This is a genomic window from Bradyrhizobium sp. SUTN9-2 (assembly GCF_003122645.1).
GTDB lineage: Bacteria > Pseudomonadota > Alphaproteobacteria > Rhizobiales > Xanthobacteraceae > Bradyrhizobium > Bradyrhizobium yuanmingense.
The window spans coordinates 211468-235527 of the sequence record NZ_LAXE01000001.1; the positions used below are offsets into that span (position 1 = coordinate 211468).

The following is a 24060-nucleotide window of genomic DNA, read 5'->3' on the forward strand; positions in this document are numbered from 1 at the left end:
GTCTCTCTCCGCGCGCGAGCCTCTCGCAACAGGACTCGCGGATGCAACCCCTCATCCGGCGCTTCGCGCCACCTTCTCCCACAAGGGGAGAAGGGAAGTAAGCGCTAATTCTTCGCGCCCGGGGAATCGTCCATCGCCTTGAACGCCTCCTCCAACTGCAGCGAGATCGGCACGTTCAGGCGCTCGCCTGTGGGCAGTCGCGCGGTGAACCCATTTGTTTGTGGAAGGCGCGCTCGACGCAACACGCCTTGCGTGCGGCCGCGTTGTCGGGATGTTCCCGTTGTGAAATGGAAAGCGGCGATCTAGCCTTCAATCAGCGCACGACGCATGCGGCTTGCACGCTTTCCTTGCGGCGGCTGCATCAATGATCGTCAAGCAAATGAAGAGGGAAACGCCATGAGCGGCAACATCAATCGCCAGATCCTGCTGGTGGAGAAGCCCAGCGGCAAGCTCGGTCCCGAACATTTCAGGATGGTCGAGGGCGCGATGCCGGAGCCGAAGGACGGCGAGGCCTTGCTGCGCGTACGCTACATCTCGCTCGACGCGGCCAACCGCGCCTGGATGCACGGCGCGACCTATCGTTCCGCCGTCGAAGCCAACAGCGTCATGGCCGGCGGCGCCATCGCCGAGGTCGTCAACTCGAAGGCAGCGGGGCTTGCGCCCGGCGATATCGTATTCGGCGACACCGGCTGGCAGGAATTTGCCGCCGTGCCGGCGAAGCATCTGACCAAGATGCCGAAGCTCGAGCCGATGACGCACCTGCTCAGCGTGTTCGGCATCGCGGGCCTCACCGCTTATTTCGGCCTGCTTGAGATCGGCAAGCCGAGAGACGGCGAGACGGTCGTGGTCTCCGCAGCCGCAGGCTCGGTCGGCTCGATCGTCGGACAGATCGCCAAGATCAGGGGATGCCGCGTCGTCGGCATCGCCGGCGGCGCCGACAAGTGCAACTGGCTGACCTCCGAGCTCGGCTTCGATGCCGCCGTGGACTACAAGGACGGCGCGGTGTTCAAGGCGCTGCGCGCAGCGGCCCCGAAAGGCATCGACGTCTATTTCGACAATGTCGGCGGCGACATCCTCGAAGCCTGCCTGCCGCAGATGAACAATTACGGCCGCATCGCCTGTTGTGGCGCGATCTCGCAATATGACGGCGCGCCTGCCGCACATGGCCCGCGCGGCGTGCCCGGCCTGGTCGTGGTGAAGCGGCTGACCATGCAGGGCTTCATCGTGATGGACTACATGAAGGACAGCGAGCGCGCGCTCGCCGATCTCCAGGCTTGGGTGAAATCCGGCAAGCTCAAGGTGCAGGAGGACATTCTCGATGGACTTGAGAACACGCCGAAAGCGCTGATTGGATTGCTTGCAGGCGAGAACCGCGGCAAGCGCATGGTAAGACTGACGACGTAGTCGCGCGCCCCAATTGCGTCGGCATAATTGACTTGCGGTAGAGGCCGAAGCGGCCAAAGATGTCGCTCGCGAGCTGACCCTCGCGACGATTGCGCTTGCATATCTTTTTCAGAATGGTCGGCGTTCCCGATCGGGCAGGAATTCATTCAAATGTTCAAAACGTTGAAGCATGCATCGACGCGCACGGCATTGCTGGCGACAGCACTCTTCGCAACTGCAACAGGAGCGTTCGCGCAGACCGAGGCCCAGAAAAGCGCGATCCGGTCCGCATGCCGCTCGGACTTTATGGCGCATTGCTCGAGCGTGACGCCTGGCGGAGTGGAGGCGTATCAATGCCTCGCCAAGAACATGTCGAGCCTGTCGTCGGGCTGCCAGGCTGCGGTTCGCGCGGTCGAACCGGCCGCCGCGCCGAAGACCGAAGCAGCGCCCGCCAAATCTGAACCGGCCAAATCTGAACCGGCCAAGTCTGAACCGGCAAAAACGGAAGGGGCGCCGGCTGCCGCGCCAGCTTCCAAGCCGGGAGCGGCGGCGGCGCCGAAGGCAGCAGCAGCAAAGCAGCCGAGCCCCGCGCAGGTTTCCGCGATCAAGAGCGCCTGCCGCGGCGATTATTCCAAGGTCTGCGCCAGCGTGCCGCCCGGCGGCGCGCCCGCGCTCGAATGCCTGGAGAAGAACAAGGCGAAGGTGTCGGCCGGTTGCGCCAAGGCGGTGAATGCGGCTTTCGGTGGCGGAGCGGCCGCGCCTGCTTCCGCTGCTGCACCGGCCGCAGAGGCGGCGCCTGCCGCGGCTCCGGCCGCCATCGTGCTGCGGCCATTGCTGCCGCGCGAAGAGCTGTTCATCGTGCGGTCGGCTTGCGGCGCCGACATCCGCACCCTCTGCGCCGGCGTGGCGCCCGGCGGCGGCCGGATCATCCAATGCATTTCCAACCGGGCGGCATCGCTCTCGCCGGCCTGCAAGGAGGTGCTCGCGCCTTTCGCGGCGCGATGACACCGAGCGGGCTTAATTCGTCCGCGGCATGAATTGCGGTGCGTGACGCGAAGGTTTGCGCGTGCTGAGGCGTAAACTAACCGATCCTTGTTTGAAAGGCCGCTACGACCACGACAAGCCCCGGGAGGACAACATGCGTTCATTGCTGCTCGTTGCTTCCGCGCTTCTGGCCTTCGCCGCCACCATGACCTTCGATGCCACCGACGCCAATGCGGTGGTGTGCGCACGCGGCGTCGTTCGCGCCGGCTGCGCCGGCCCGAACGCGGCCGTGGTCGTCCGCAAGCCGGTGCCGGCGGTCCGCTGCACCCGGGTTCTGGTGAACGGGGTCTATGTGAAGCGCTGCGTCTGACCCCCCGGTGGCCAATCCGCCCCGGTTTGGCTATGATTCGCACCTGACAGTTTCGGACGCGCACGAGCGTGTCCGGACACGTGCTTTGGCGTGCCGCGCGCTGGCAATAATTCCGCTGGCGCAGGACACCGGAGCACATTAGTCTACCCCTAGATAGTAAGTATACTGTCAATTAGGGAGGCAGACGTTGCGGATCGCCGTGATTGGCGGGGGGCCCGGTGGGCTCTACTTCGCCTATCTCTGGAAGAAGCGTCACCCCGAGGATCAGGTCGACCTGTTCGAACAGAACCCGGCCGACGCGACCTGGGGCTTTGGCGTCGTGTTCTCCGACCAGGCGCTGGAATTCCTGCGCGCCGACGACCCCGAGACGGTCGATGCGATCGCCCCGCACATGGAGAGCTGGGAGAACATCACGCTGCACCTGCATGGCGACAGCGTCGCCATCGACGGCGTCGGCTTCTCCTCGATCGGCCGGCTGGAGCTGCTCAGATTCCTGCAGCAGCGCGCATTCGCTATCGGCGTCACGCCACGCTTCGACACGCAGATCCAGGCGATCGACCAGCTCAACGGCCACGATCTGATCGTTGCCGCCGACGGGCTGAACTCGCTGGTGCGCCGCGCCTATGAGGGCGATTTCGGCACCTCGCTGTCCTACTCATCCAACAAGTTCGTCTGGTACGGCACCTCGAAACGCTTCGACACGCTGTCGCAGACTTTCGTGAAGACTGAACGCGGCGCCTTCAACGCCCATCACTACCGCTATTCGCCGACCATGAGCACCTTCCTGGTCGAATGCGATTACGCCACCTGGCAGGCCTATGGGTTCGCCTACAAGGACGTCGAGCAGTCCAAGGGCGTCTGCGAGGAGGTGTTCGCCGACACGCTCGGCGGCCATTGCCTCGTCTCCAACAAATCGGTCTGGCGCAATTTTCCCTGGATCTGGAACGAGCACTGGTCGTTCAAGAACATGGTGCTGCTCGGCGACGCCCTGCATTCGGCGCATTTCTCGATCGGCTCGGGCACACGGCTCGCGATCGAGGACGCCATCGCCCTCGTCAAGGCGCTGGAGTCGGATGCGCATCTTGCGACCGCGCTGCATCGCTATCAGGCCGCGCGCAAGCCCATCGTGCAGAAGCTCGTCAACGCGGCGCGCACCAGTGCGTTCTGGTACGAACATTTCGCCGAGCACATGAAGCTTCCCCTGATGGACTTCGCCTACAGCTACATCACCCGCTCGGGCCGCATCGACGATTCCCGGCTGCGTGCGATGTCGCCGGCCTTCATGGCTCGCTACGAGGCGGCCAGGAACGCCGGAGACGGCGCCGAAGACAAGGGCGGAGATGCGGCATGAGCCATGACATCCGTGACCAGGTGCCAGCGGACAGCGATGGCGCGCGCGAGATCGGCTTTGCCGTTCCCGACATCTACAATGCCGGCCGCGTGCTGTTCGACAATCTCGGCAAGGGCCGCGGCGACAAGCTCGCTCTCCTGGGGCCGGCAGGCACGCGCACTTATGCCGAGCTCTGCGCGGAGGCCTGCCGCTGGGGCAACGGTTTCGCCTCGCTTGGCCTTGCGCGCGGCGATCGCGTGCTGTTGTTTCTCGACGACACGCCGGCCTACCCCGCCGCCTTCTTCGGCGCCGTGCGCGCCGGCTTCGTGCCGCTGCTGATCAACACGTTGACGCCGCCGGACTTGTTGCAATTCTACCTCGCCGATTCCGGCGCGACCGTCGCGGTGGCGGATGCGGAATTCGCAGCGCGCTTCAATGCCGAGGCTTGCAGGGAGACCAAGCTGCATACGCTGATCGTCGCCAACGGCGCGGCCGGCGAGCACGCGGCGCCGCGGGCGCTCGCGGCGGCGAGCTGGCTCGCGCAATTTTCTGCTGAGCTGGCGGAAGCGCCGACGCGGCGCGACGAAATGGCGTTCTGGATGTACTCCTCCGGCTCGACCGGACGGCCCAAAGGCATCGTGCACCTGCAGCACGACATGGCCTACACGGATGCCGCCTTTGCGCGGAACGTACTGAAGCTGACGCCTGACGACATCTGCTTCTCGGTGCCGAAGATTTTCTTCGCCTATGGCTTCGGCAATTCCGTCACCTTCCCGTTCTCGGCCGGCGCCGCAACATTGCTGCTGCCGGGCCAGCCGAAGCCGGCAGCGATCTTCGCGGCGATCGAGCAGTACAAGCCGACAATCTTCTTCGGCCTTCCGACGCTGTACACCGCGCTAACCAAGGCCGAGGGCGCGGACAAGACGGACTTCTCGTCGCTGCGCATGGCACTCTCCGCCGCCGAGGTGCTCTCGGCCGAGGTCTTCAACGGCTGGAAGACGCTCACGGGGCTCGAAATCGTCGAAGGCCTCGGCTCGACCGAGGTGCTGCACATCTATCTCTCCAACCGGCCCGAGCAGAAGAAGCTCGGTGCTGCGGGCCTGCGCGTTCCCGGCTACGAGGTCGCGCTGCGCGACAAGGACGGCCGCGACGTCGGCGACAACGAGGAAGGGATTCTGTGGGTCCGCGGTGATTCCAACACGCCGCTGTACTGGAACCGGCCGGACAAATCCGCCGAGACCATCCGCGAGGGCGGCTGGATCTACACCGGTGATCGCTTCGTGCGGGATGCCGACGGTTTCCACTTCTTCCGTGGCCGCGCCGACGATCTCATCAAGATCTCCGGCCAGTGGGTCTACCCGCTCGAGGTCGAGCTGTGCCTCGCCGATCACCCCGACATCCGCGAATGCGCGGTGTTCGCCGCCGAGCTGCCGGACCGTCGCATGACGCTGAAGGCGGTGGTGGTGATGAACAGCCGAGCGGTCGACCAGAGTGAGGCGACGCGCAGGCTGCAGGACTATGTCAAGGCCAGGCTGCTGCCCTACAAATATCCGCGCGAGGTGATCTTCATCGACGAGCTGCCGAAGACCGGCACGGGGAAGATCGATCGGCAGGCGTTGCTGCGGATGTGAGGCGTGCTGTCATCGCCCGGCTTGACCGGGCGATCCAGTACTCCGAGACGGTAGCGGTTGAATCGAGACGCCGCGGGGTACTGGATTCCCCGCCTGCGCGGGGAATGACAGTCGAGATTGAGGGCGACAGTGTCGCTCTACAACTGGAGCCCCTCACCCAGCCTTCCCAAGATGCTCCAGCGCGTCCTCCGCGCGCAGCGGCACGCGGGAGGCCTCGTTGTTGAGATCGACCAGCTGCGCCAGCAGGCCCATCAGCGCCTTGCGGTCGGCGGGCTTGAGCGGCTCCAGCATCCGCCCTTGCGCGCGCTCGACGGCGGGGATGATCTCGCGCAGGATCGCGGCGCCGGACTTCGTCAAGTACAGGAGCTTGATCCGCTTGTCCTCGGGTGCCGGCTTGCGCTCGATATAGGCCTTGGCCTGGAGACGTTCGATCACACTGCCGAGCGTCGAGCGGTCGAAGGCGATCACCGCCGACAGCCGCGTCGCGTCGATGCCGGGATGGGTGTGGATTGCGACCAGCGCGGCATATTGCACCGGCGTGAGGTCGAACGCCTTGCACTCCTCCATGAAGATCGAGACGGCGATCTGCTGCATGCGCCGGAACAGATAGCCCGGCGCGGCATAGACTGCGTCGATCGTGATCGGAGGGGGCGGCTTACTCGGCATCGGGCTGCTTCTCCGGCGCGGCATCGGCAAATGCCGGCAGCGCCTTGGCGGCGGCCTCGGCCTGGAGCAGGCGCGGATAGGCGGAGACGTCGACGCCGAAGCGGCGCGCATTGCCGAGCTGCGGCACGAGGCAGAGATCGGCCAGCGTCGGCGCATTGCCGAAGCAGAATGGGCCCTTCTCGTCCTTGATCAGCGTCTCGCAGGCCGACAGGCCCTCGCGGTTGACCCAGGCGGCCCAATCCTGGACCTTCTCCTCGGGCAGGCCGAGCTCACGCAGCCGCGCCAGCACTTTCAGGTTCTGCACCGGATGGGTGTCGCAGGCGATCGCCAGCGCAAACGCCCGCACCTTGGCGCGGCGCAGCGGATCCTTCGGCAACAGCGGCGGATTGGGATGGGTCTCGTCGAGCCATTCGATGATGGCGACCGATTGCGTCAGCACTCCGCCCGCATCGTCCTCCAGCGCCGGCACCAGGCCCTGCGGGTTGATGGCGAGATAGCTGGGGGCGCATTGCTCGCCCTTCCGCAAATGATGCGGCAGATGCTCGGCGCCGAGCCCCTTGAGGTTCAGCGCGATCCGCACGCGGTAGGCGGCGCTGGAGCGGAAATAGCCGTGCAGCTTCATTGAGACCTCCCTGCTTTTGTCATTCCGGGGCGACGCGCCAGCGTCGAGCCCGGAATCCATACTCCCGATCGTGGTTATGGATTCCGGGCTCGCCGGGCCACGCGTTGCGCGGCCCTTCGCCCCGGAATGACAACCTTGTATGTCATCCGTCACGTTGACGCTACCTAGATCCTCAGTATACTGTCAATCAACAAACGATCGGGAGCAGCAACCATGGAAGCCGTGACCAAGACGCCGGAACGCGAGGCGTTCTACCGGAAGATCGACGGCGAGAATCTCACCGCGCTGTGGACGGTGATGAGCGACCTGATCACGCCGGAGCCGAAGAGCGCCTGCCGGCCACACCTCTGGAAGTTCGACGTCATCCGAGACTACATGACGGAGGCCGGTAAGCTGATCACCGCCAAGGAGGCCGAGCGGCGCGTGCTGGTGCTGGAGAACCCGGGGCTGCGCGGGCAATCCAAGATCACGACCTCGCTCTATGCCGGCGTGCAGATGGTGGTGCCCGGCGACGTCGCGCCTGCGCACCGGCATAGCCAGTCGGCGCTGCGCTTTGTGCTCGAAGGCAGGGGCGCCCACACCACGGTGGACGGCGAGCGCACCGCGATGGAGCCCGGGGACTTCATCATCACGCCGTCGATGACCTGGCACGATCATTCCAACGAGACCGATCAGCCGATGTTCTGGCTCGACGGCCTCGACATTCCACTGGTGCAATTCTTCGACTGCTCCTTTGCCGAAGGCGCGAAGGAAGACCAGCAGAAGATCACCAAGCCCGCGGGCGACAGCTTTGCCCGCTACGGCCACAACCTCTTGCCCGTTGATGTGAAGCGGAGCTCGAAGACTTCGCCGATCTTCAGCTATCCCTATGCCTACACCCGCGAGGCGCTGGAGAAGGCCAGGACGAGCCAGGAATGGGACGCCTGCCACGGCCTCAAGCTGAAGTTCAGCAACCCCGAGACCGGCGATTTCGCGATGCCGACGATTGGCACCTTCATCCAGCTGCTGCCGAAGGGTTTCAACACCGCGCGCTATCGTTCGACCGATGCGACGGTGTTCTGCCCGATTGAGGGTAAGGGTCGGAGCCGCGTCGGCGATACAATGTTCGAATGGGGCCCGCGCGACCTGTTCGTGGTGCCGAGCTGGCATTGGGTGACGCACGAGGCGGATGAGGACGCCGTGCTGTTCAGCTTCTCGGATCGGCCGGTGCAGCAGAAGCTGGATCTGTTCAGGGAAGACCGCGGGAACGCGTGACGGTCGCCGGTCTCGTAGGGTGGGCAAAGGCGCCCTTGCGCCGTGCCCACGTCTTCGCGACTCATGAAGGAATGGTGGGCACGCTTCGCTTTGCCCACCCTACGGCGCCGGTGATCGTATCTAGCGCCAGTGCAACAGCCGCATCTCCAGCCAGCCGATCACCTTCCCGACCGCCAGCCCAAACGCCGACAGGATCACGACGCCGGCGAGCAGCTGATCGGTCTGCATCAGGTTGCCGGCCTGAAGCACGAAGGCGCCGATGCCGTATTGGGCGCCGATCATCTCGGCGCTGACGACCAGCAGCAGCGCGACGGAGGCGGTGATGCGGAAGCCGGCAAGGATCGCCGGCAGCGCGCCCGGCCAGATCACCTTGCGCACGATGGTGGCGAACGGAACGTTGAAGCTCTGCGCCATGCGGATCAGGTTGCGCGGCACGGCATCGACGCCGCTATAGACCGAGATCGCGGTCGAGAAGAATACCCCCAGCGCAATGGTCGCGATCTTCGGCTCTTCGCCGATACCAAGCCAGAGAATGAGCAGCGGCAGCAGCGCGATCTTCGGGATCGGAAACAGCGCCGAGATGAAGGTGATGCCGACGCTGCGCGCGAGACGCGACAGGCCGATGGCGAAACCGACGGCGATGCCGGCCGCCGTTCCCAACAGCCAGCCGACGCCGATCCGCAGCAGCGAGGCCGAAACATGCTGCCAGAGTGCGCCGGAAACGGCCAGCTGATAGATCGCGCGAACAATTGCGGAAGGAGTCGGCAGAAACAGCGCATTGACGAGGCCGGCGCTGCCCGCCGCCTGCCAGATCGCGATCACCAAAGCGAGCGCGATCCAGCCGCCGTACCGGCTCGAGGCAGGCACGAAACCGGCGCCGCGGAAGCGGACGGGCCGCGTAGCTTCGTTCTTGGCCGTGTCCGTTGCTGCGCGGTCAAGCATGCTGGACCTCGCGCTCGGCATCGATCGCCTCGTTGCGGATCAGCGACCAGATCTGGTTCTGCAGCACCAGCAGCTTTTCGCGCGCCGCCGCTTCGCCGCGCGTCGCCCGCGCCATCGGCACGGTGACGACCTCGCGGATGCGGCCGGGACGGCGCGACAGCACCACGATGCGATCGGCGAGCCGCACGGCCTCTTCGAGATTGTGGGTCACATAGACCGCGCCCATGCCGCCATCTGCGAGCAGGCGGATGAAATCCTCCATCAAGAGCTCGCGGGTCTGCGAATCCAGCGCCGAGAGCGGTTCGTCCATCAAGAGGATCGCGGGCCTCACCGCAAGCGCGCGCGAGATGCCGACGCGCTGGCGCATGCCGCCGGAGAGCTGCTTTGGATAGGTCTGGCGAAAATCGGTGAGGCCGGTGCGGCGCAGCGCATCCTCGACCAGCGCGCGGCGCTGCGCGGCCGAGAGCTGGGTGTGCAGCAGCGGGAATTCGACATTCTCCTCCACCGTCGCCCAGGGCAGCAGCGCAAAGTCCTGGAACACGAAGGTCAGCGGATTGAGACTGTCCGCCGGCGGCGCGCCGCGCAGCTCGGGCGCGCCGGAGGTCGGCTGCAGCAACCCGCCGAGGATCGACAGCAGAGTGCTCTTGCCGCAGCCGGAGGGCCCGACGATCGCCACCACCTCCCCGGCACCGACGGTGAAAGAGACATCGTCGAGCACGGCGAGATCGCCGAAGCGATGGGTGATGTGGCTGGCGATCAGGTCCATGAGGCGCACCGTTTCTGCTCGGGCTGGTGTGCGCGCTCTTCACCCTCCCCTGGAGGGGGAGGGCATAGGCCGCCCATGGCGGCCGTCCCTGAGAACGCCGAAGCCAAGCTTCGGCTATGTCGTATTGAACGAAGCGAAATGCGAACCGGGGCGGGGTGACAGTCCATCGGCGATGATACTGATGACAATCGCCGATAAAATGCGCCGCGGATACTAACGTGAACAAGGGACAGACCACCGCCGTGGCTCACCCCGCCCCGCTCGCTCCGGACGATGCTGCGCATCGCCGGTGCGATCGACCCTCCCCCTCCAGGGGAGGGTGGCAGATAGCTCGCGGCGAGAGACTGCATCTTCAACATCAATCCGCCTTCACGAATTCCTTGGCGATGATCGCTTCCGCATCAAAGCCCTTGTCGACGAAGCCCTGCTCCTGCAGCCATTTGATCTGGTTGTCGACGTTCTTCACGTCGAGCTTGCCGTCGGGATCGATGTAGGCGCAGTTGCCGACCACCTGCTCGACCGGCAGGTTGGTGTACTTCGCGATGATCTCCAGCAGCGGCCTAGTCTTGTCGTTGATCGGGGCGACACCGTCTTTCATCGCGGTGAGGATGACGTCGTGATATTCGCGGTCGGCCTTTGCAAGCACGCCGAGGAATTTCGTCACCAGCGCCTTGTTGGCCAGCGTCTTCGGCGCGGCGAATACCGCGCCCAGCTGCCACGGCGTCTCGTCACCGACCCAGCCCAGGAATTTCGCGCCGCCCTCGTCCATCAGCTTTCGCGCAGTCGAGATCGGCAGCAACGCGGCATCGACGGTCTCGCCCTTGAGCGCGGCGGCGGCATTCGACAGCGATTGCAGCGGCACGATCTTTACGTCCGCCAGCTTGAAGCCGTATTTGTCGGCGAGCAGGCCGAGCGAATAATGGAAGCTCGATCCGACCTGCGTCATCGCCACACGCTTGCCGGCGAGGTCCTTCGGCGTCTTCAGGCCGCTCGCATAGGCATTGTTGCTGGCGAAATAGCCGATCAGGGGGTAGCCGGGCTTCTCGCGGCTCATGCCGCCGATCACCTTCAGCGTGCCCTTGCCTCCGAGATTGTAGAGCCCGGCGGTGAAGGCGGTGACGCCGAAATCGACGTCGCCCGAGGTGGTGGCGACCGCAATCGGCTGCGCCGCGTCGAAGAATTTCAGCTCGACCTCCAAGCCGGCCTCACGGAAATAACCCTTGTCCTGCGCGATGAAGACCGGCGCCGACGAAGACAGGCGGAGCACGCCGATCCTGGCTTTCAGCGGATCCTCGGCCCGTGCCGTGCCCATAGCCATGATCGCCATCAGGCCCCCTACCGCGAGCCGCGCAATCCCGATCATCCCGTTTCCTCCGCTTTGTCTTGCAGTGCGTTTACAGGCCTTCGGGCACCGCCTGGTCCCGTCCGATGAAGGCGCCCTGTTGTTTCAACGTTTCCTGCAACTTTTCAATGGGGATTTCGCGTGGAATCCGGTTTCCGGACAGCGCCAGCGCGGCGGCGGAACCGGCGGCCTCACCCATCGCGAAGCAGGCACCGGAGACCCGGGCGGCCGACTGGCCCTCGTGGGTCATCGAGGCGCAGCGGCCGGCGACCAGGAGATTGTCGACGCCCTCAGGGACCAGCATCCGATAAGGCAGCTCGTTATAGCCGCGCGATTCCGGGATCGGCGGGAAGGTGAAGACGACGTCGCCGGGCACATGGGCCTCGATCGGCCAGCCGTTGACGCCGATGGAGTCCGCGAACGAGGCGCAGCCGAGCACGTCCTCGCCGCTGAGCTGGTAGCCACCCTTGATGCGGCGGGTCTCGCGGATGCCGAGCTGTGGCGGCAGGTCGACAATGTAGGACTTCTCAAATCCGGGCACCGCGCTGCGCAGGAATTCGTACGCAGCGAGCGCCTGCTTGCGGCCCTCGATCTCGCCGCGGGTGAGATCGTCGGGCTCGATGCCGTTGATGGCATGGCCGTCCTCGCGCGCCACCTGCGTAAAGTTCACCCGCCATTCGATGCCGGATTTCTGTGGCCGCACGATCGCGCTTCTGCGCGGAAACCTGTGCGTGCCGGCCGCGACGGCCTTTTCCATCAATTGCGGAATGGTGCGCCAGGCCTCGCCGGCCTTTGCGGGATCGATGCCGTTGAGACGGAGCATCATCGAGGGGTAGAGCGGATGGCCATGCTCGTCGCCGATCTCGAACGGCGCGCCGGCCCACACGGCGAGATCGCCGTCGCCGGAGCAGTCGATGAAGATCTCCGCGCGCACCGCCTGCCGGCCGGCCTTGGTTTCAACCAGCATCGCGTCGATGCGGCGCTCATCAGCCATGACGACGCCGGCGCCAAGCGCGTGGAACAGGATATTCACCCCGTGGCTGGCGAGCAGCGCGTCGGCCGCGATCTTGTAGGCGGCGGTGTCATAGGCCTGGGCAAACACCTTGCCGAGGATCAGATGCGGCGCGTTGAGGCCGTTCAAGCGATCGATCCGCGCCAGCAGCTCCGAGGCCAGACCCTGCACCAGCCGCCGGTGCTCGCCATGGACATTGCCGTGCAGGCCGCAGAAATTGGTGACGCCGGCCGCGGTGCCCATGCCGCCGAGAAAGCCGTAGCGCTCGATCAGCAGCGTCTTCCGGCCCGCGCGCGCCGCTGCGGCCGCCGACACGATGCCGGCCGGCCCGCCGCCGAGCACGACGACTTCATATTCGCCATAGAGCGGCACTTTGCGCGCCGGTTCGTCGATCGTCGTGGCCCACATGGCGCGTTCCTTCCCGGAATCTGGTTCGAACTGGATCACGGCTTAGCCGGCGGTCCTCATGCCCGCAAGATCGCGGTTGCTCGCTAACGGTGGACCTGAGACAAGTGCAGGCATGGATTCGATCATCGTCAGGTCCTGCTTCGCCGCTTCTATCGCCCTCGCGATCTCGGCCGTTCCCGCCTCGGCCGTGGAGCAAAACTGCCGCTTCATCCCCGCCAAGCCCGATCGCGAGGCCTGCTACAAGCGGCAGGAGGAAGACCTGTCGGCTAAGCGCAAGCCGGCCACGCCGGCGGCTGAGAGCACGACGCTCGACACGCTGCGCCAGTTGCGGCAGGACGATGACGCGGTCTATCGCAGCATCAACAACATCTGCCGCGGCTGCTGACGCCTAACCTTTGCCACTGCCCCAATTCGCCGCCCGCTTCTCGGCGAAGGAGGCCAGTCCCTCCGCCGCCTCGGCGCTCTGGCGCTTGAGCGAGTGCAATCGCACGAGCCGGGTGTAAGCGGCATCGTTCACGGCCATGCCGCCGAACGAGCTCTCCAGCGCAAGCCGCTTGGTCTCGGCCATGGCCTCCGGTCCGTTGGCGAGCAGCTGCTCGACCACCTTGGCGCCTGCGGCCTCGAGATCGGCGAGCGGCACCACCTCGTGGACGAGGCCGATGCGGCGGGCGTCTTCGGCGCCGAAGCGCTCGCCGGTCAGCGCGTAGCGGCGGACTTGCCGTACACTAATGGCATCGCAGAGCTGCGGGACGATGATCGCGGCGGTCAGGCCCCAGCGCACCTCGGTGATCGAGAACAGGGCGTTGTCGGCGGCAATCACGACATCGCAAGCCGCGATGACGCCGGTACCGCCCCCGAAACAGCCGCCCTGCACCAGCGCGACGGTGGGGATCGGCAACGTGTTGAGCCGCTGCACGGCTTCGAACGTCGCCCGCGAGGCCGCCTCGTTCGCCTCAGCCGATTGCGGACGCACACTGTTGATCCATTTGAGGTCGGCGCCGGCCTGGAAGTGCTTGCCGTTGCCCCGGAGCACGACGACGCGCAAATTGAGCTTGCTGCCGAGGTCGTCCATGGCCGCGAGCACGCCTGAGATCAGCGCGCCGTCATAGGCGTTGTTGACCTCCGGCCGGTTCAACGTGACGGTCGCAACCCCGCGTTCATCGAGGCTCCACAGGACGGGGCTGGTACTCATCGGCGGTCCTCCGGTTGTTTGCCGCACACTATGGCTGAGCGCGCCTGCCCTGATCCATATCTTTCCGGCGTAGGGTGGCCGCGTCCATCGCATGGCGGCTTGTGTCATGCTGGCGCCGGGCGACACCACGGGATGGACACGGGATATCAACATGCGCATCTGCATTTTCGGCGCAGGCGCCGTCGGCAGCCACATTGCGGTACGGCTGGCGCGCGCCGGCCATGAGGTCAGTTGCGTGATGCGGGGGGCGCATCTGGAGGCGGCCCGCGCCAACGGCCTCAAGCTGCGCGTCGGCGATTCCGAGGTCGGCGCCAAGGTGAACGCGTCAGGCGATCCGGCTCAGCTCGGCCCGCAGGACGTCGTGATCTCGACCTTGAAGGCGACGGCGCTTCAGGGGCTGGTTTCCAGCATCAAGCCGCTGCTCCAGGACGACACCGCGATCGTGTTCGCGCAGAACGGCATTCCCTGGTGGTACGGTATCGGCCTGCCGCCGCGGCACCCGACACCGCCCGACATTTCATTCCTCGATCCCGGCGGGCGCCTGCGCGCCTGCATCCCGAAGGAGCGGATCATCGGCGGCGTGATCTTCTCCTCCAACGAGGTGATCGCGCCCGGCGTGGTGCAGAACCTGACGCCGGACCGCAACCGCCTCCTGATCGGCGAATGCGACGACCGCAATTGCGAGCGGATCACGAAACTGCGCGGCGTCTTCAACGATGCGCGGCTGGAATCGCCGCCGGTCGCCGAGATCCGCGAGGCGATCTGGTCAAAGCTGCTGACCAACATGTCGCTGTCGGTGCTGTGCCTGCTCACCGGCCAGACCGCGCGCGGCGTGCGCGACGACCCCGCCTTCACGGAGGTGATTCCGCGCATGCTGAACGAGGCCAACGAGATCGCCCAATACTTCATTCCCGAGGTCAAGCGTGCCAGCCGCAGCGGCCCCGCGCCCAACCACAAGCCGTCGCTGCTGCAGGATTACGAGCTCGGCCGCGCCATGGAAATCGACGTGCTGGTGAAGGCGCCCCAGGCCTTCGCGCGCACCGCCGGCCTGTCCACGCCGACGCTCGACCTGATCGCCGCGCTCGCGATCCAGAAGGCGCGCGACAAGGGGCTTTATTCCGCGTGAGCCTCAGGCGAGCGCATCGATCCAGGCCGCGAGCGTGTCCAGCACCTCGTTGAGCGCCTCGTCATTGCTACGGCCGGATTTCTTGAGCACCGCAAAGGAATGGTCGCCGCCTGCAACCTCATGCAGCGTCGCCTTACGCCCGAGCCGCTCGATGACGGGCTCGAGATGGGCAAGATCGGCAAGCTCATCGCGTGTGCCTTGCAGGAACAGCATGGGAATCGCGATTGCAGCGAGGTGCTCGGCGCGCTCGCTCGACGGCTTCTTGGCAGCATGGAGGGGAAAGCCGAGGAAGGCCAGCCCTTTGACATCGGGGAGCGGCGACTTCGACTGCGCCTGCGAGGTCATGCGGCCGCCGAATGATTTTCCACCGGCAACGAGCTTCAGCCCGAGGCAGAGCCGCCCCGCCTCCGCGACCGCGGCGCGCACGCTCGCGTGTGCGATTGCGGGCGGGTCAGGACGTCCCTTCTTCGCTTCCATGTAGGGAAAATTGAAGCGGAACGTCGCAATGCCGCGTTCGGCAAGGCCGGCTGCAACCTTCTCCATGAAGGAATGCCGCATGTCTGCGCCGGCGCCGTGCGCCAGGACGTAGCAGGCGCGCGCGTGGGTCGGCTGCGTCAGGATCGCCGAGACCGTGCCGATGCGCTCGATGTCGAACTTGAGCTCTGTCGTCTTGCCCGTCATGACCGCCTCGATTTGCATCTAAAGCGCGATGAGATCTGGATGAACGTCATCGCGCTTCAGGTTGTTGTTCGCGCATGATCTTTCCGGAAAACCGCTTCGCACTTTTCCGGATCATGCTCTATTGGCGCGTGCCGCTCGCGGGCCAGAGATAGTTCAGGACCTGATCGAGCGTCATCATGATCTCGCGGCGTCCGGCCTCATTGTTCACAGAGCCAAATTTCTCCTCGAGCGCAAGCTTGGCAAAGCCGTGAACGGTGGACCAGGCCGCCGCAGCCGCCGTCTTCGCCTCCTTCGCGGTGCCGCCGGTCAGCTCGGCGACGACGACCTCGAACGCATGGCCGGCGGCCCTGCTCGCCTGCTTCAGGCGCGCATCGTCGGCAACCAGCCGCTTGTTGGCAAACATCATCTGGAAACGGCCGGGATGCCTCAACGCATAATCGACATAAGCAAGTCCCTGGGCGTGGAGCTTGTCGCGGACGCCCTGCTTGCCGGAGGCCGCCTCGCGCAAGGCGCCGGCAAGCGCGTCGTAGCCGCGGATCGCCACTTCGGTGAGAAGGCCCTGGGCGTTGCCGAAATGATGCGACGGCGCGGCCGGCGAAACGCCGGCGCGGCGTGCGGCTTCGCGCAGCGTGAAGGCTTCCGCACCCTGCTCGGCGAGAATGGCTTCGCTCGCGGCGATCAGCGCCTCCTGCAATTCGCCGTGATGGTATCCGACCTCCGGCTTTGCCTGGGTCGGAGCGGTGCTGCGCTTGGCGGCGGGGGGCCGTTTCTTCATGTAACTTGACACTGTTCAGATTGCAGCATATCTATCTTAACACTGTTCAGATTGAGCGGACCGGAGTTCGAAATGACCGAAATGCAGAATATCACCGCGAGCCATCCCGTAAAGCGGCGTCATCTGGTCGGGGGCGCGGCCCTCGGCATGCTCGCAGGTGCCGTCGGCGGCCTCGCCGGCGGCGTGGCGCTCGGCCAGGGCGCGGCGCTGCCGCAGCAAAAGCCGAGCGGCAAGCAAAGGTTCGCGGGCAAGGTCGTCATCGTCACGGGCGGCACCTCCGGAATCGGGCGGGCCGCAACGCTGATGTTCGCCGCCGAGGGCGGCCGCGTCGCCTTTTGCGGGCGTAACACCGACCGTGGCAAGCAGGTGGAGACCGAGGTGCGCGAGTCCGGCGGCGAGGCCGTCTTCGTTCGCGCCGACCTGCGCCACGAATCCGAGGTGAAGGCGCTGGTCGATACGACGATCGCGCGCTACGGGCGGCTCGACGTCGCCTTCAACAATGCCGGCATCTCAATCGAGAAGCCGCTGCATGAATTTAGCGCGGCCGAATTCGACGACGTGATCGGCACGGATCTGCGCGGCGTGTTCCTGTCGATGAAATATCAAATCCCGCACATGCTGGAGAAAGGCGGATCGATCGTCGTCACCTCCTCGTCCAACGCCATTGCGACGTCGGCCAAGCGCTCGGCCTATTCGGCTGCCAAGCGGGGACTGGTCGGCCTGGTGCAGGCCGCGGCACTCGACTACGCAAAGCATGGCATCCGCATCAACACCTTGATCCCCGGCACCACGGACACCCCGATGATCCGCCGGCTCGCCGGCATGGAGGGCCTGCCCGATGCGGCCTGGCATATCGGCATCGCGCAATGGGCCAAATCCAACGTCCCGGGGTTACAGCGCGTGGCAGCGCCTGAGGAGATCGCGGCTTTTGCGCTGGTGCTGGCCTCCGACGATCATCCCTACACGACCGGCGGCCAGTTCGTGATCGACGGCGGCAAGACGGCTCATGGCTAGATCGGACGCAGCCTGAAAACACAGTTCATGGCGATCCCGGTGGGCGTATCCGCGCGACCACGATCTGGAAAACATCAATCTTCGCGCGTCCTCGGCGCGCAGGCCGTAACGCGCGGGAGCCGTCAGCTGACCCGCCGTTCCCGCCCCTCCCAGAACGGCCTGCGCAGCTCGCGCTTCAGCACCTTGCCGGCACCGGACAACGGCAGCGGCGTCTCGGTGATCTCGATGCTGCGCGGACATTTGTAGCCGGCAATCAACGTCTTCGTGAACTCGATCAGCTCGCCGGTCGAAACCTCTACGCCGCTGCGTTTGACCACGACGGCATGGACCTGCTCTCCCCATTGCTCATTGGGAATTCCGATCACGGCGCATTGCAGCACCGACGGATGCTGCGCCAGCGCGTTCTCGACCTCGACCGAGTACACATTCTCCCCGCCCGAGATGATCATGTCTTTCACCCGGTCGACGACATAGATGAACCCGTCCTCGTCCATGTAGCCGCCATCGCCCGTGTGCATCCAGCCGTCGACGACGGCGCGCGCGGTCTCCTCCGGCCGCTCCCAATAGCCCATCATCACGGTGTCGCCGCGCACCACGATCTCGCCGACGGCGCCCGCCGGCAGCGGCTGGTCGTTCTCGTCGACGATCCGCACCTCGCAACCGAGCGCGGCACGGCCTGCGCCGCGATGGCGCCCCTTCTTGCGTCCCTCCCCGATGTGCTCGTCGGGATGCAGCAGCGTCGCGATCGGCGACAATTCGGTCATGCCATAGGCCTGCGTGAAACGGACATGCGGCAGTGCGCGCGCGGCACGATCGAGCACCGCCTCGCTGATCGGCGAGGCCCCGTAGATGATGTTCTTCAGGGACGACAGGTCGTATTTGCCGATCGCGGGGTGATCGACGAACATCTGGATCATCGTGGGCACCAGCAGCACGTCTGTGACGCGCTCGTTCTGCATCGCAGCCATCACGCCTTCGGGCGTGAAGCCCTGAACGATCACGTTCGAGCCGCCGGAGAGCAGCAGCGAATACATCGCCGCCCCGTTGGCAAGGTGAAACATCGGAGCCGCATGCAGATAGATCGCGCTTGCCGGAAACAGGCCTTCGCCGAGTGCGTTGAGCGCATTGGCCATCAGATTCTGGTGACTGAGCATTACGCCTTTGGAACGGCCGGTGGTGCCGCCGGTGTAAAAGATGCCGGCGAGATCGTCGCTTTTGCGCATGGCATCAGCAACGGGGGCACTTCCCGCGACAAGATTCTCGTAGCTCTCCATCCCCGCCGGCGCCTCGCCATCGTCGGCATAGATCAGCTTCAGCCCCGGAATGGCGCCGGCGAGCTGCGCGCCGACCTGCGCAAAGGCCTTGTCGACCAGCAGAACGGACGCGCGGCAGTCGCGCAGCGCATCCTCGTTTTCCAGCGCGCTCCAGCGGATGTTGAGCGGCACGATCACGCCTCCCGCCCAGCCGGTCGCCAGATAGAGCTCGAGATAGCGGTCCGAGTTGAAGGACAGCACCGCAACACGGTCGCCGTCCCTGACGCCGCGCGTGCGCAGGCCGCCGGCCAGCCTTGTAACGCGCTCGCCGAGCTCGCCCCAGCTGCGCCGCCGCTGGCCATAAACGGTCGCCAGCCCATTCGGATTGATCTGCAGCGCCCTGCGCAGGCCGTGCGTGATGTTCATCCCGTCTCTCCTCCCGTGCGTTTCTTCCCTGTTGCTTTGCGTCCTGAGTTGCGCCCTTGCGGCGCCCTCGGCGTCTTCTTTGTCATTTGCAGCCGAACCTCGGCCGCCAGGCCGTCCGTCAGCCGCACCGTGAACTCGTCGGCGATCGCGGTCGGCGACAGCTTGCCCTCCCGTCGATACCAATGGCCGATCCAATTGAGCGAACCCGCGATCGCGAAGGCTGCAAGCTTGGGATCGCAAGGCCTGATCGAACCGTCAGCAATGCCTGCAGTAATGTATCGCCGGAAGGTGGCGTCGATCCGCCTCTTGGCGGCGCGTGCGACACCGGCGTTCCGCTCGGCCAGATCGCGCAAATCGAAACGCACCAGGCTCGCGCCGAAATCGGTCGCCATCAGTTCGGCATAGGCGTGCACCAGCTTGCGCAGCTTGGCGAGACCCGAACCGCCGCCGGCGTTGATCTCCGTGATCACGCCGTCGACGAGTTCGGCGCCCATCGACCAGCATTCGAACAGGATCTCGTCCTTGCCCCGGAAGTAATTGTACAGCGCGGGCTTGGTGATGTTCAGCCGGTCCGCAACCTCGTTCAGCGTTGCGCGATGATAGCCCTGCTCCAGGAACAGCTGCACGGCGGCGCGCAGCACCGCCTCGCGCTTCTCGTCGCGGGCGCGGCGCCGGCTCTCGAACGGCAGCCAGGGCGAAGGCGATGACGGCGGAGCGGGCGGCGCTGAATCCATGGCCGATCGGTTGACTCTGGTGGAAATCGGACGATATGTTACCCACGGGTAAGAAAAAGTCCAACGGGTAATTTATTGGGAGGAAGCGATGTCTGACGTGGTCGTCGCCGGGGTCGGCATGATTCCGTTCGCCAAGCCGGGCGCCAGCGCCCCCTATCACGAGATGGGAACGGAAGCCGTCAAGCTCGCGCTCGCCGATGCCGGCCTCGGCTACGAGAAGATCGAGCAGGCCTATGTCGGATACGTCTATGGCGATTCCACCTGCGGGCAGCGCGCGCTCTACCCCGTCGGGATGACCGGCATCCCCATCGTCAACGTCAACAACAATTGCTCGACCGGATCGACCGCGCTATTCATGGCGCGGCAAATGATCGCAAGCGGGGCGCTGGATTGCGTGCTGGCGGTCGGCTTCGAGCAGATGAAGCCCGGCGCGCTCGGCAGCGTCTATGCCGATCGCCCGAGCGCGTTCGAGGAGTTCGACGCGGCTGCGGACCAGCTGATCGACGCCCCCGGCATTCCGCTGGCGTTGCGCTATTTCGGCGGCGCCGGGCTCAGCCACATGAAGAAATACGGCACGCCGCTCGACGCCTTCGCCAAGGTGCGCGCCAAGGCGAGCCGACATGCGAAGAACAATCCGCTCGCGCTTTTCCGCAAGGAAGTCACGGCGGACGACGTGATGAACGACCAGGTGATCTGGCCCGGCGTCATGACGCGCCTGATGGCCTGCCCGCCGACCTGCGGCGGCGCCGCCGCCGTGCTGGTCTCCGAGCGGTTTGCGGACAAGCATGGCATCGGCAAAGAAGTACGCATCGCGGCGCAGGCCATGACCACCGATACGCCCTCGACCTTCAAGGCCGGCGACATGATGCAGCTGGTCGGCTACGACATGGCAAAAGAGGCTGCCAGCCGGGTTTATGAGAGCGCCGGCATCGGCCCCGGCGATCTCGACGTGGTGGAGCTGCACGACTGCTTTGCTCATAACGAGCTCATCACCTACGAGGCGCTCGGCCTCTGCGGCGAGGGTGAAGCCGGCAAGTTCATCAATGACGGCGACAATACCTATGGCGGCCGGATCGTGACCAATCCGTCCGGCGGATTGCTGTCCAAGGGACATCCGCTCGGCGCCACCGGGCTTGCGCAGTGCTACGAGCTGACGCGGCAGCTGCGCGGCACCGCCGGCGCCACGCAGGTCGAGGGTGCCAAGGTCGCACTTCAGCACAATCTTGGCCTCGGCGGCGCCTGCGTCGTCACGCTCTACAAGCGGCACTGATATCGGCCATGGTCGACCAGTCCGCCGTAGGGCGCAGCTTCACGCCGGTCACCGCGCGCGTGGAGCCCGGCCGTCTCCGCTACTTCCTCAACACGCTGGGTGAACAGAATCCGGTCTACCGCAATGCGGATGCTGCCCGGGCGGCCGGGTTCACCGGCATGCCGGTGCCGCCGACCTATCTGTTCTGCCTGGAGATGATGGACATCGACGATCCCTTCGAAATGTTCAGCGCGCTCGGCATCAATCTGTCCCGCGTGCTGCATGGTGAGCAAAGCTTCGCCTATCACGCGCCGGTTCTGGTCGGCGACACCCTAACGTTTCGGCCGCGCGTAACCAGCGTAACGGACAAGAAGGGCGGCGCGATGACGCTGATCGGCATCCGATGCGAGGTGACCAATCAGGACGGCGTGCATGTCGCCGATACCGCGCGCACCATCGTCGTGCGCAACGAGGCGGCGTCATGACGGCATCCGGAGACATCAAGGCCGGCGAGCGCATCGTCCACAAGGTCTTTCCGCCGATCACCCGCCACACGCTCGCGCTCTATTGCGGCGCATCGGGCGATCATAATCCGATCCACGTCGACATCGACTTCGCCAAGGCCGCCGGATTTCCCGATGTGTTCGCCCACGGCATGCTGGTGATGGCCTGTCTTGGGCAGGCGCTGACGGATGTAGTGCCGCCGTCGAAGCTCCGCAGCTTTGCGACCCGGTTCGTCTCGATCACTCAGCTCGGCGCCAAGCTCACTTGCGAAGGCACCGTGACCGAGCTCTTCGTCAAGGACGGCGAGCGTCGCGCAAGGCTCGCGCTCACCACCAAGGACGATCGCGGCGAGGTCAAGCTCGAAGGCAGCGCCGTCGTCGCGCTGTGACAGCAAGAGGACTCATTCAAATGACAAAACTGCAGGGAAAGGTCGCGCTCGTCACCGGCTCAGGCCGGGGCATCGGACGCGCGATCGCGCTCAAGCTGGCGCGCGAAGGCGCCAGGGTGGTCGTCAACGACCTCGATGCCGAGCCCGGCAACGCCGTGGTCGCGGAGATCGAGGCACTCGGCGGCAATGCCACTGCCGTGAACGGCAGCGTCGCCGAGGCGGGCTTCGCCGATCGCTTCGTCGGCGCCGCGCTGGACAAGTTCGGCGGGCTCGACATCATCGTCAACAATGCCGGCTATACCTGGGACTCCACCATCCAGAAGATGACCGACGAGCAGTTCCAGGCCATGCTCGACGTCCACCTCGTCGCGCCGTTCCGGATCCTGCGCGCGGCCGCCGAGCCGATCCGCGTCTTCTCCAAGAAGGAGGCCGAAGAGGGACGCGAGGTGTTCCGCAAGGTCGTGAACATCTCCTCCATCGCAGGTCTCTACGGCAATGCCGGGCAGGCCAGCTATTCCTCGGCCAAGGCCTCGCTGATCGGCTTGACCCGAACCATGTGCAAGGAATGGGGCCGCTACAAGGTCAACGTCAATTGCGTCGCCTTCGGCCTCATCAACACCCGCCTGACCCAGCCGATCGAGGCGCAGCAGAAGACCATCGACGTCGCCGGCCGGGACATCAAGGTCGGCGTGCAGCCGCACATGCTGGAAGCCATGTCGCGCATGATCCCGCTCGGCCGCGGCGGTACGCCGGAAGAGGCGGCCGACGCCGTCTATCGGTTCTGCAGTCCGGAATCCAATTATATCAGTGGTCAGGTGGTCGTCGCCGGCGGCGGCCTGATTGTCTGAGAGCGAGGCGCTGATGCATTATCGATCGTCCTGGATGACCGAAGACCTCGACGTCTTCCGCGACCAGTTCCGCAAATATCTCGCCAAGGACCTGGCGCCGCATGCCGAGAAGTGGCGTGAGCAGAAGATGGTCGACCGCTTCGCCTGGCGCGGGCTCGGCGAGATGGGCGCGCTGCTGGCGAGCGTGCCGGAGGAATATGGCGGCCTGGGCGCGACCTTCGCCTATGACGCCGCCGTGCTCGACGATCTCGAAAGCACGGTGCCGGAGCTGACCACCGGCGTCTCCGTGCACAGCGCCATCGTCGCGCATTACATCCTCAACTACGGCTCGGAGGAGCAGAAGAAACGCTGGCTGCCGAAGATGGCGTCCGGCGAGATGGTCGGCGCCATCGCCATGACCGAGCCCGGCACCGGCTCCGATCTGCAAGCCGTGAAAACCACGGCGAAGAAGCAGGGCAATTCCTACGTCATCAACGGCCAGAAGACGTTCATCACCAACGGCCAGGCCGCCGACCTCGTCATCGTGGTCGCGCGCACCGGCGAGCTAGGCGCCAAAGGCATTTCGCTGATCGTGGTCGAGACCGCGGGCGCGGACGGCTACAAGCGCGGGCGCAACCTCGACAAGATCGGCCTGCACGCCTCCGACACCTCGGAGCTGTTTTTCGACAACGTGACCGTGCCGCCGGAAAACCTGCTCGGCAAGGAGGAGGGCCAGGGTTTTGTCCAGTTGATGCAGCAATTGCCGCAGGAACGCCTTGCGCTCGCGGTCGGCGCCGTCGCCTCGATGGAGCGCGCGGTCAAGCTCACCACCGACTACACCAAGGAGCGGAAGGCGTTCGGCAAGCCGCTGATGGATTTCCAAAACACCGCCTTCACGCTGGCCGAGCGCAAGACCGAGGCGATGATCGCACGCGTCTTCGTCGATTGGTGCATCGAGCGCCTGGTCGCCAAGGACCTCGATACCGTGACGGCATCGATGGCGAAATATTGGTGCTCGGAGAAGCAGGTCGAGACCGCCGACGAATGCCTGCAGCTATTCGGCGGCTACGGCTACATGCAGGAATACCCGATCTCGCGCATCTTCATCGATTCCCGCATCCAGAAGATCTATGGCGGCACCAACGAGATCATGAAGCTCCTGATCGCGCGGTCGCTGTGAG

25 protein-coding genes and 1 pseudogene are annotated in these 24060 nt (G+C 65.3%); 14 read left to right on the forward strand and 12 right to left on the reverse strand.

What is annotated here, in order from left to right; translation table 11 throughout:
- Window positions 1-104: 104 nt before the first annotated feature.
- Window positions 105-228 (reverse strand): annotated as a pseudogene (locus XF30_RS39045) (amino acid ABC transporter substrate-binding protein); the annotation flags it as partial.
- Between the two features lie 168 nt (window positions 229-396).
- Between XF30_RS39045 and XF30_RS01035 the strand changes: the two are divergent.
- The 5 genes from XF30_RS01035 to XF30_RS01055 all read left to right on the forward strand — a co-directional run bounded on the left by XF30_RS01035 (window position 397) and on the right by XF30_RS01055 (window position 5698).
- Window positions 397-1404 carry an NADP-dependent oxidoreductase gene (locus XF30_RS01035; RefSeq protein WP_109145510.1) on the forward strand — a complete coding sequence of 336 codons (1008 nt, stop codon included), beginning with the start codon at window positions 397-399 and terminating at the stop codon, window positions 1402-1404.
- Window positions 1405-1554: 150 nt separating this feature from the next.
- Window positions 1555-2388, forward strand: a complete 834-nt coding sequence (locus XF30_RS01040; RefSeq protein ID WP_109141695.1) for a cysteine rich repeat-containing protein — start codon at window positions 1555-1557, stop codon at window positions 2386-2388.
- A gap of 133 nt (window positions 2389-2521) precedes the next feature.
- Window positions 2522-2737, forward strand: a complete 216-nt coding sequence (locus tag XF30_RS01045; RefSeq protein ID WP_109145511.1) for a hypothetical protein — start codon at window positions 2522-2524, stop codon at window positions 2735-2737.
- A gap of 187 nt (window positions 2738-2924) precedes the next feature.
- A complete protein-coding gene (locus XF30_RS01050; protein ID WP_192893001.1) occupies window positions 2925-4088 on the forward strand; it encodes an FAD-dependent monooxygenase in 1164 nt (387 codons plus the stop codon).
- Complete coding sequence (locus tag XF30_RS01055; protein ID WP_109141696.1) at window positions 4085-5698, forward strand: benzoate-CoA ligase family protein; 1614 nt, start codon at window positions 4085-4087, stop codon at window positions 5696-5698. Before XF30_RS01050 ends, XF30_RS01055 begins: the two co-directional genes overlap by 4 nt.
- Window positions 5699-5851: 153 nt before the next feature.
- Here XF30_RS01055 and XF30_RS01060 read toward each other — a convergent pair whose 3' ends face one another.
- Window positions 5852-6364: a MarR family winged helix-turn-helix transcriptional regulator gene (locus XF30_RS01060; RefSeq protein ID WP_192893002.1), complete on the reverse strand. Its 513-nt coding sequence runs from the start codon at window positions 6362-6364 to the stop codon at window positions 5852-5854.
- Window positions 6354-6986: a maleylacetoacetate isomerase gene (maiA, locus tag XF30_RS01065; protein ID WP_109145513.1), complete on the reverse strand. Its 633-nt coding sequence runs from the start codon at window positions 6984-6986 to the stop codon at window positions 6354-6356. The genes XF30_RS01060 and maiA overlap by 11 nt, the downstream gene beginning before the upstream one ends.
- Before the next feature lie 213 nt (window positions 6987-7199).
- On the opposite strand from maiA, the gene gtdA reads away from it, so the two are divergent.
- Window positions 7200-8240 (forward strand): gentisate 1,2-dioxygenase, encoded by a 1041-nt coding sequence (gene gtdA / locus XF30_RS01070; RefSeq protein WP_109141698.1) that lies wholly within the window; start codon window positions 7200-7202, stop codon window positions 8238-8240.
- A gap of 120 nt (window positions 8241-8360) precedes the next feature.
- Here gtdA and XF30_RS01075 read toward each other — a convergent pair whose 3' ends face one another.
- From XF30_RS01075 to XF30_RS01090, 4 genes are all read right to left on the reverse strand, one after another.
- Window positions 8361-9182 carry an ABC transporter permease gene (locus XF30_RS01075; protein ID WP_192893003.1) on the reverse strand — a complete coding sequence of 274 codons (822 nt, stop codon included), beginning with the start codon at window positions 9180-9182 and terminating at the stop codon, window positions 8361-8363.
- Window positions 9175-9948: an ABC transporter ATP-binding protein gene (locus XF30_RS01080; protein ID WP_109141700.1), complete on the reverse strand. Its 774-nt coding sequence runs from the start codon at window positions 9946-9948 to the stop codon at window positions 9175-9177. The genes XF30_RS01075 and XF30_RS01080 overlap by 8 nt, the downstream gene beginning before the upstream one ends.
- Window positions 9949-10306: 358 nt before the next feature.
- Window positions 10307-11311 carry an ABC transporter substrate-binding protein gene (locus XF30_RS01085; protein WP_109141701.1) on the reverse strand — a complete coding sequence of 335 codons (1005 nt, stop codon included), beginning with the start codon at window positions 11309-11311 and terminating at the stop codon, window positions 10307-10309.
- Between the two features lie 31 nt (window positions 11312-11342).
- Window positions 11343-12710, reverse strand: a complete 1368-nt coding sequence (locus tag XF30_RS01090) for an FAD-dependent oxidoreductase (protein ID WP_109141702.1) — start codon at window positions 12708-12710, stop codon at window positions 11343-11345.
- Between the two features lie 112 nt (window positions 12711-12822).
- Between XF30_RS01090 and XF30_RS01095 the strand changes: the two genes are divergently transcribed.
- Window positions 12823-13095, forward strand: a complete 273-nt coding sequence (locus tag XF30_RS01095) for a hypothetical protein (RefSeq protein WP_109141703.1) — start codon at window positions 12823-12825, stop codon at window positions 13093-13095.
- Window positions 13096-13098: 3 nt separating this feature from the next.
- Here the strand turns inward: XF30_RS01095 and XF30_RS01100 are convergent, their stop codons facing one another.
- Window positions 13099-13902 carry an enoyl-CoA hydratase-related protein gene (locus XF30_RS01100; protein WP_109141704.1) on the reverse strand — a complete coding sequence of 268 codons (804 nt, stop codon included), beginning with the start codon at window positions 13900-13902 and terminating at the stop codon, window positions 13099-13101.
- A gap of 151 nt (window positions 13903-14053) precedes the next feature.
- Between XF30_RS01100 and XF30_RS01105 the strand changes: the two genes are divergently transcribed.
- Entirely contained in the window at window positions 14054-15028 is a 975-nt protein-coding gene (locus XF30_RS01105; protein WP_036014531.1) for a ketopantoate reductase family protein, read from the forward strand.
- A gap of 3 nt (window positions 15029-15031) precedes the next feature.
- On the opposite strand, the gene XF30_RS01110 is transcribed toward XF30_RS01105, so the two are convergent.
- Together XF30_RS01110 and XF30_RS01115 are read right to left on the reverse strand one after the other, a co-directional pair.
- Entirely contained in the window at window positions 15032-15709 is a 678-nt protein-coding gene (locus XF30_RS01110; RefSeq protein WP_036014532.1) for an alpha/beta hydrolase family protein, read from the reverse strand.
- A 118-nt stretch (window positions 15710-15827) separates the two neighbouring features.
- Complete coding sequence (locus tag XF30_RS01115; protein ID WP_109141705.1) at window positions 15828-16484, reverse strand: TetR/AcrR family transcriptional regulator; 657 nt, start codon at window positions 16482-16484, stop codon at window positions 15828-15830.
- A gap of 72 nt (window positions 16485-16556) precedes the next feature.
- Between XF30_RS01115 and XF30_RS01120 the strand changes: the two genes are divergently transcribed.
- Window positions 16557-17498, forward strand: coding sequence for an SDR family NAD(P)-dependent oxidoreductase (locus XF30_RS01120; RefSeq protein ID WP_225141042.1), 942 nt, complete (start codon window positions 16557-16559; stop codon window positions 17496-17498).
- Window positions 17499-17620: 122 nt separating this feature from the next.
- Here XF30_RS01120 and XF30_RS01125 read toward each other — a convergent pair whose 3' ends face one another.
- Both XF30_RS01125 and XF30_RS01130 read right to left on the reverse strand, forming a co-directional pair.
- Window positions 17621-19177, reverse strand: a complete 1557-nt coding sequence (locus XF30_RS01125; RefSeq protein ID WP_109141706.1) for an acyl-CoA synthetase — start codon at window positions 19175-19177, stop codon at window positions 17621-17623.
- Window positions 19174-19911 carry a TetR/AcrR family transcriptional regulator gene (locus XF30_RS01130; RefSeq protein WP_109141707.1) on the reverse strand — a complete coding sequence of 246 codons (738 nt, stop codon included), beginning with the start codon at window positions 19909-19911 and terminating at the stop codon, window positions 19174-19176. The genes XF30_RS01125 and XF30_RS01130 overlap by 4 nt, the downstream gene beginning before the upstream one ends.
- A gap of 88 nt (window positions 19912-19999) precedes the next feature.
- Between XF30_RS01130 and XF30_RS01135 the strand changes: the two genes are divergently transcribed.
- The 5 genes from XF30_RS01135 to XF30_RS01155 are packed head-to-tail and all read left to right on the forward strand — an operon-like array spanning window position 20000 to window position 24059.
- Window positions 20000-21181, forward strand: coding sequence for a lipid-transfer protein (locus XF30_RS01135; protein ID WP_109141708.1), 1182 nt, complete (start codon window positions 20000-20002; stop codon window positions 21179-21181).
- A gap of 8 nt (window positions 21182-21189) precedes the next feature.
- Window positions 21190-21645 (forward strand): MaoC family dehydratase N-terminal domain-containing protein, encoded by a 456-nt coding sequence (locus XF30_RS01140; RefSeq protein WP_109141709.1) that lies wholly within the window; start codon window positions 21190-21192, stop codon window positions 21643-21645.
- A complete protein-coding gene (locus XF30_RS01145) occupies window positions 21642-22052 on the forward strand; it encodes a MaoC family dehydratase (RefSeq protein WP_109141710.1) in 411 nt (136 codons plus the stop codon). The genes XF30_RS01140 and XF30_RS01145 overlap by 4 nt, the downstream gene beginning before the upstream one ends.
- A 20-nt stretch (window positions 22053-22072) precedes the next feature.
- Window positions 22073-22900 carry an SDR family NAD(P)-dependent oxidoreductase gene (locus XF30_RS01150; protein ID WP_109141711.1) on the forward strand — a complete coding sequence of 276 codons (828 nt, stop codon included), beginning with the start codon at window positions 22073-22075 and terminating at the stop codon, window positions 22898-22900.
- Between the two features lie 13 nt (window positions 22901-22913).
- Complete coding sequence (locus XF30_RS01155) at window positions 22914-24059, forward strand: acyl-CoA dehydrogenase family protein (RefSeq protein WP_109141712.1); 1146 nt, start codon at window positions 22914-22916, stop codon at window positions 24057-24059.
- The last annotated feature ends 1 nt before the right edge of the window (window position 24060 follow it).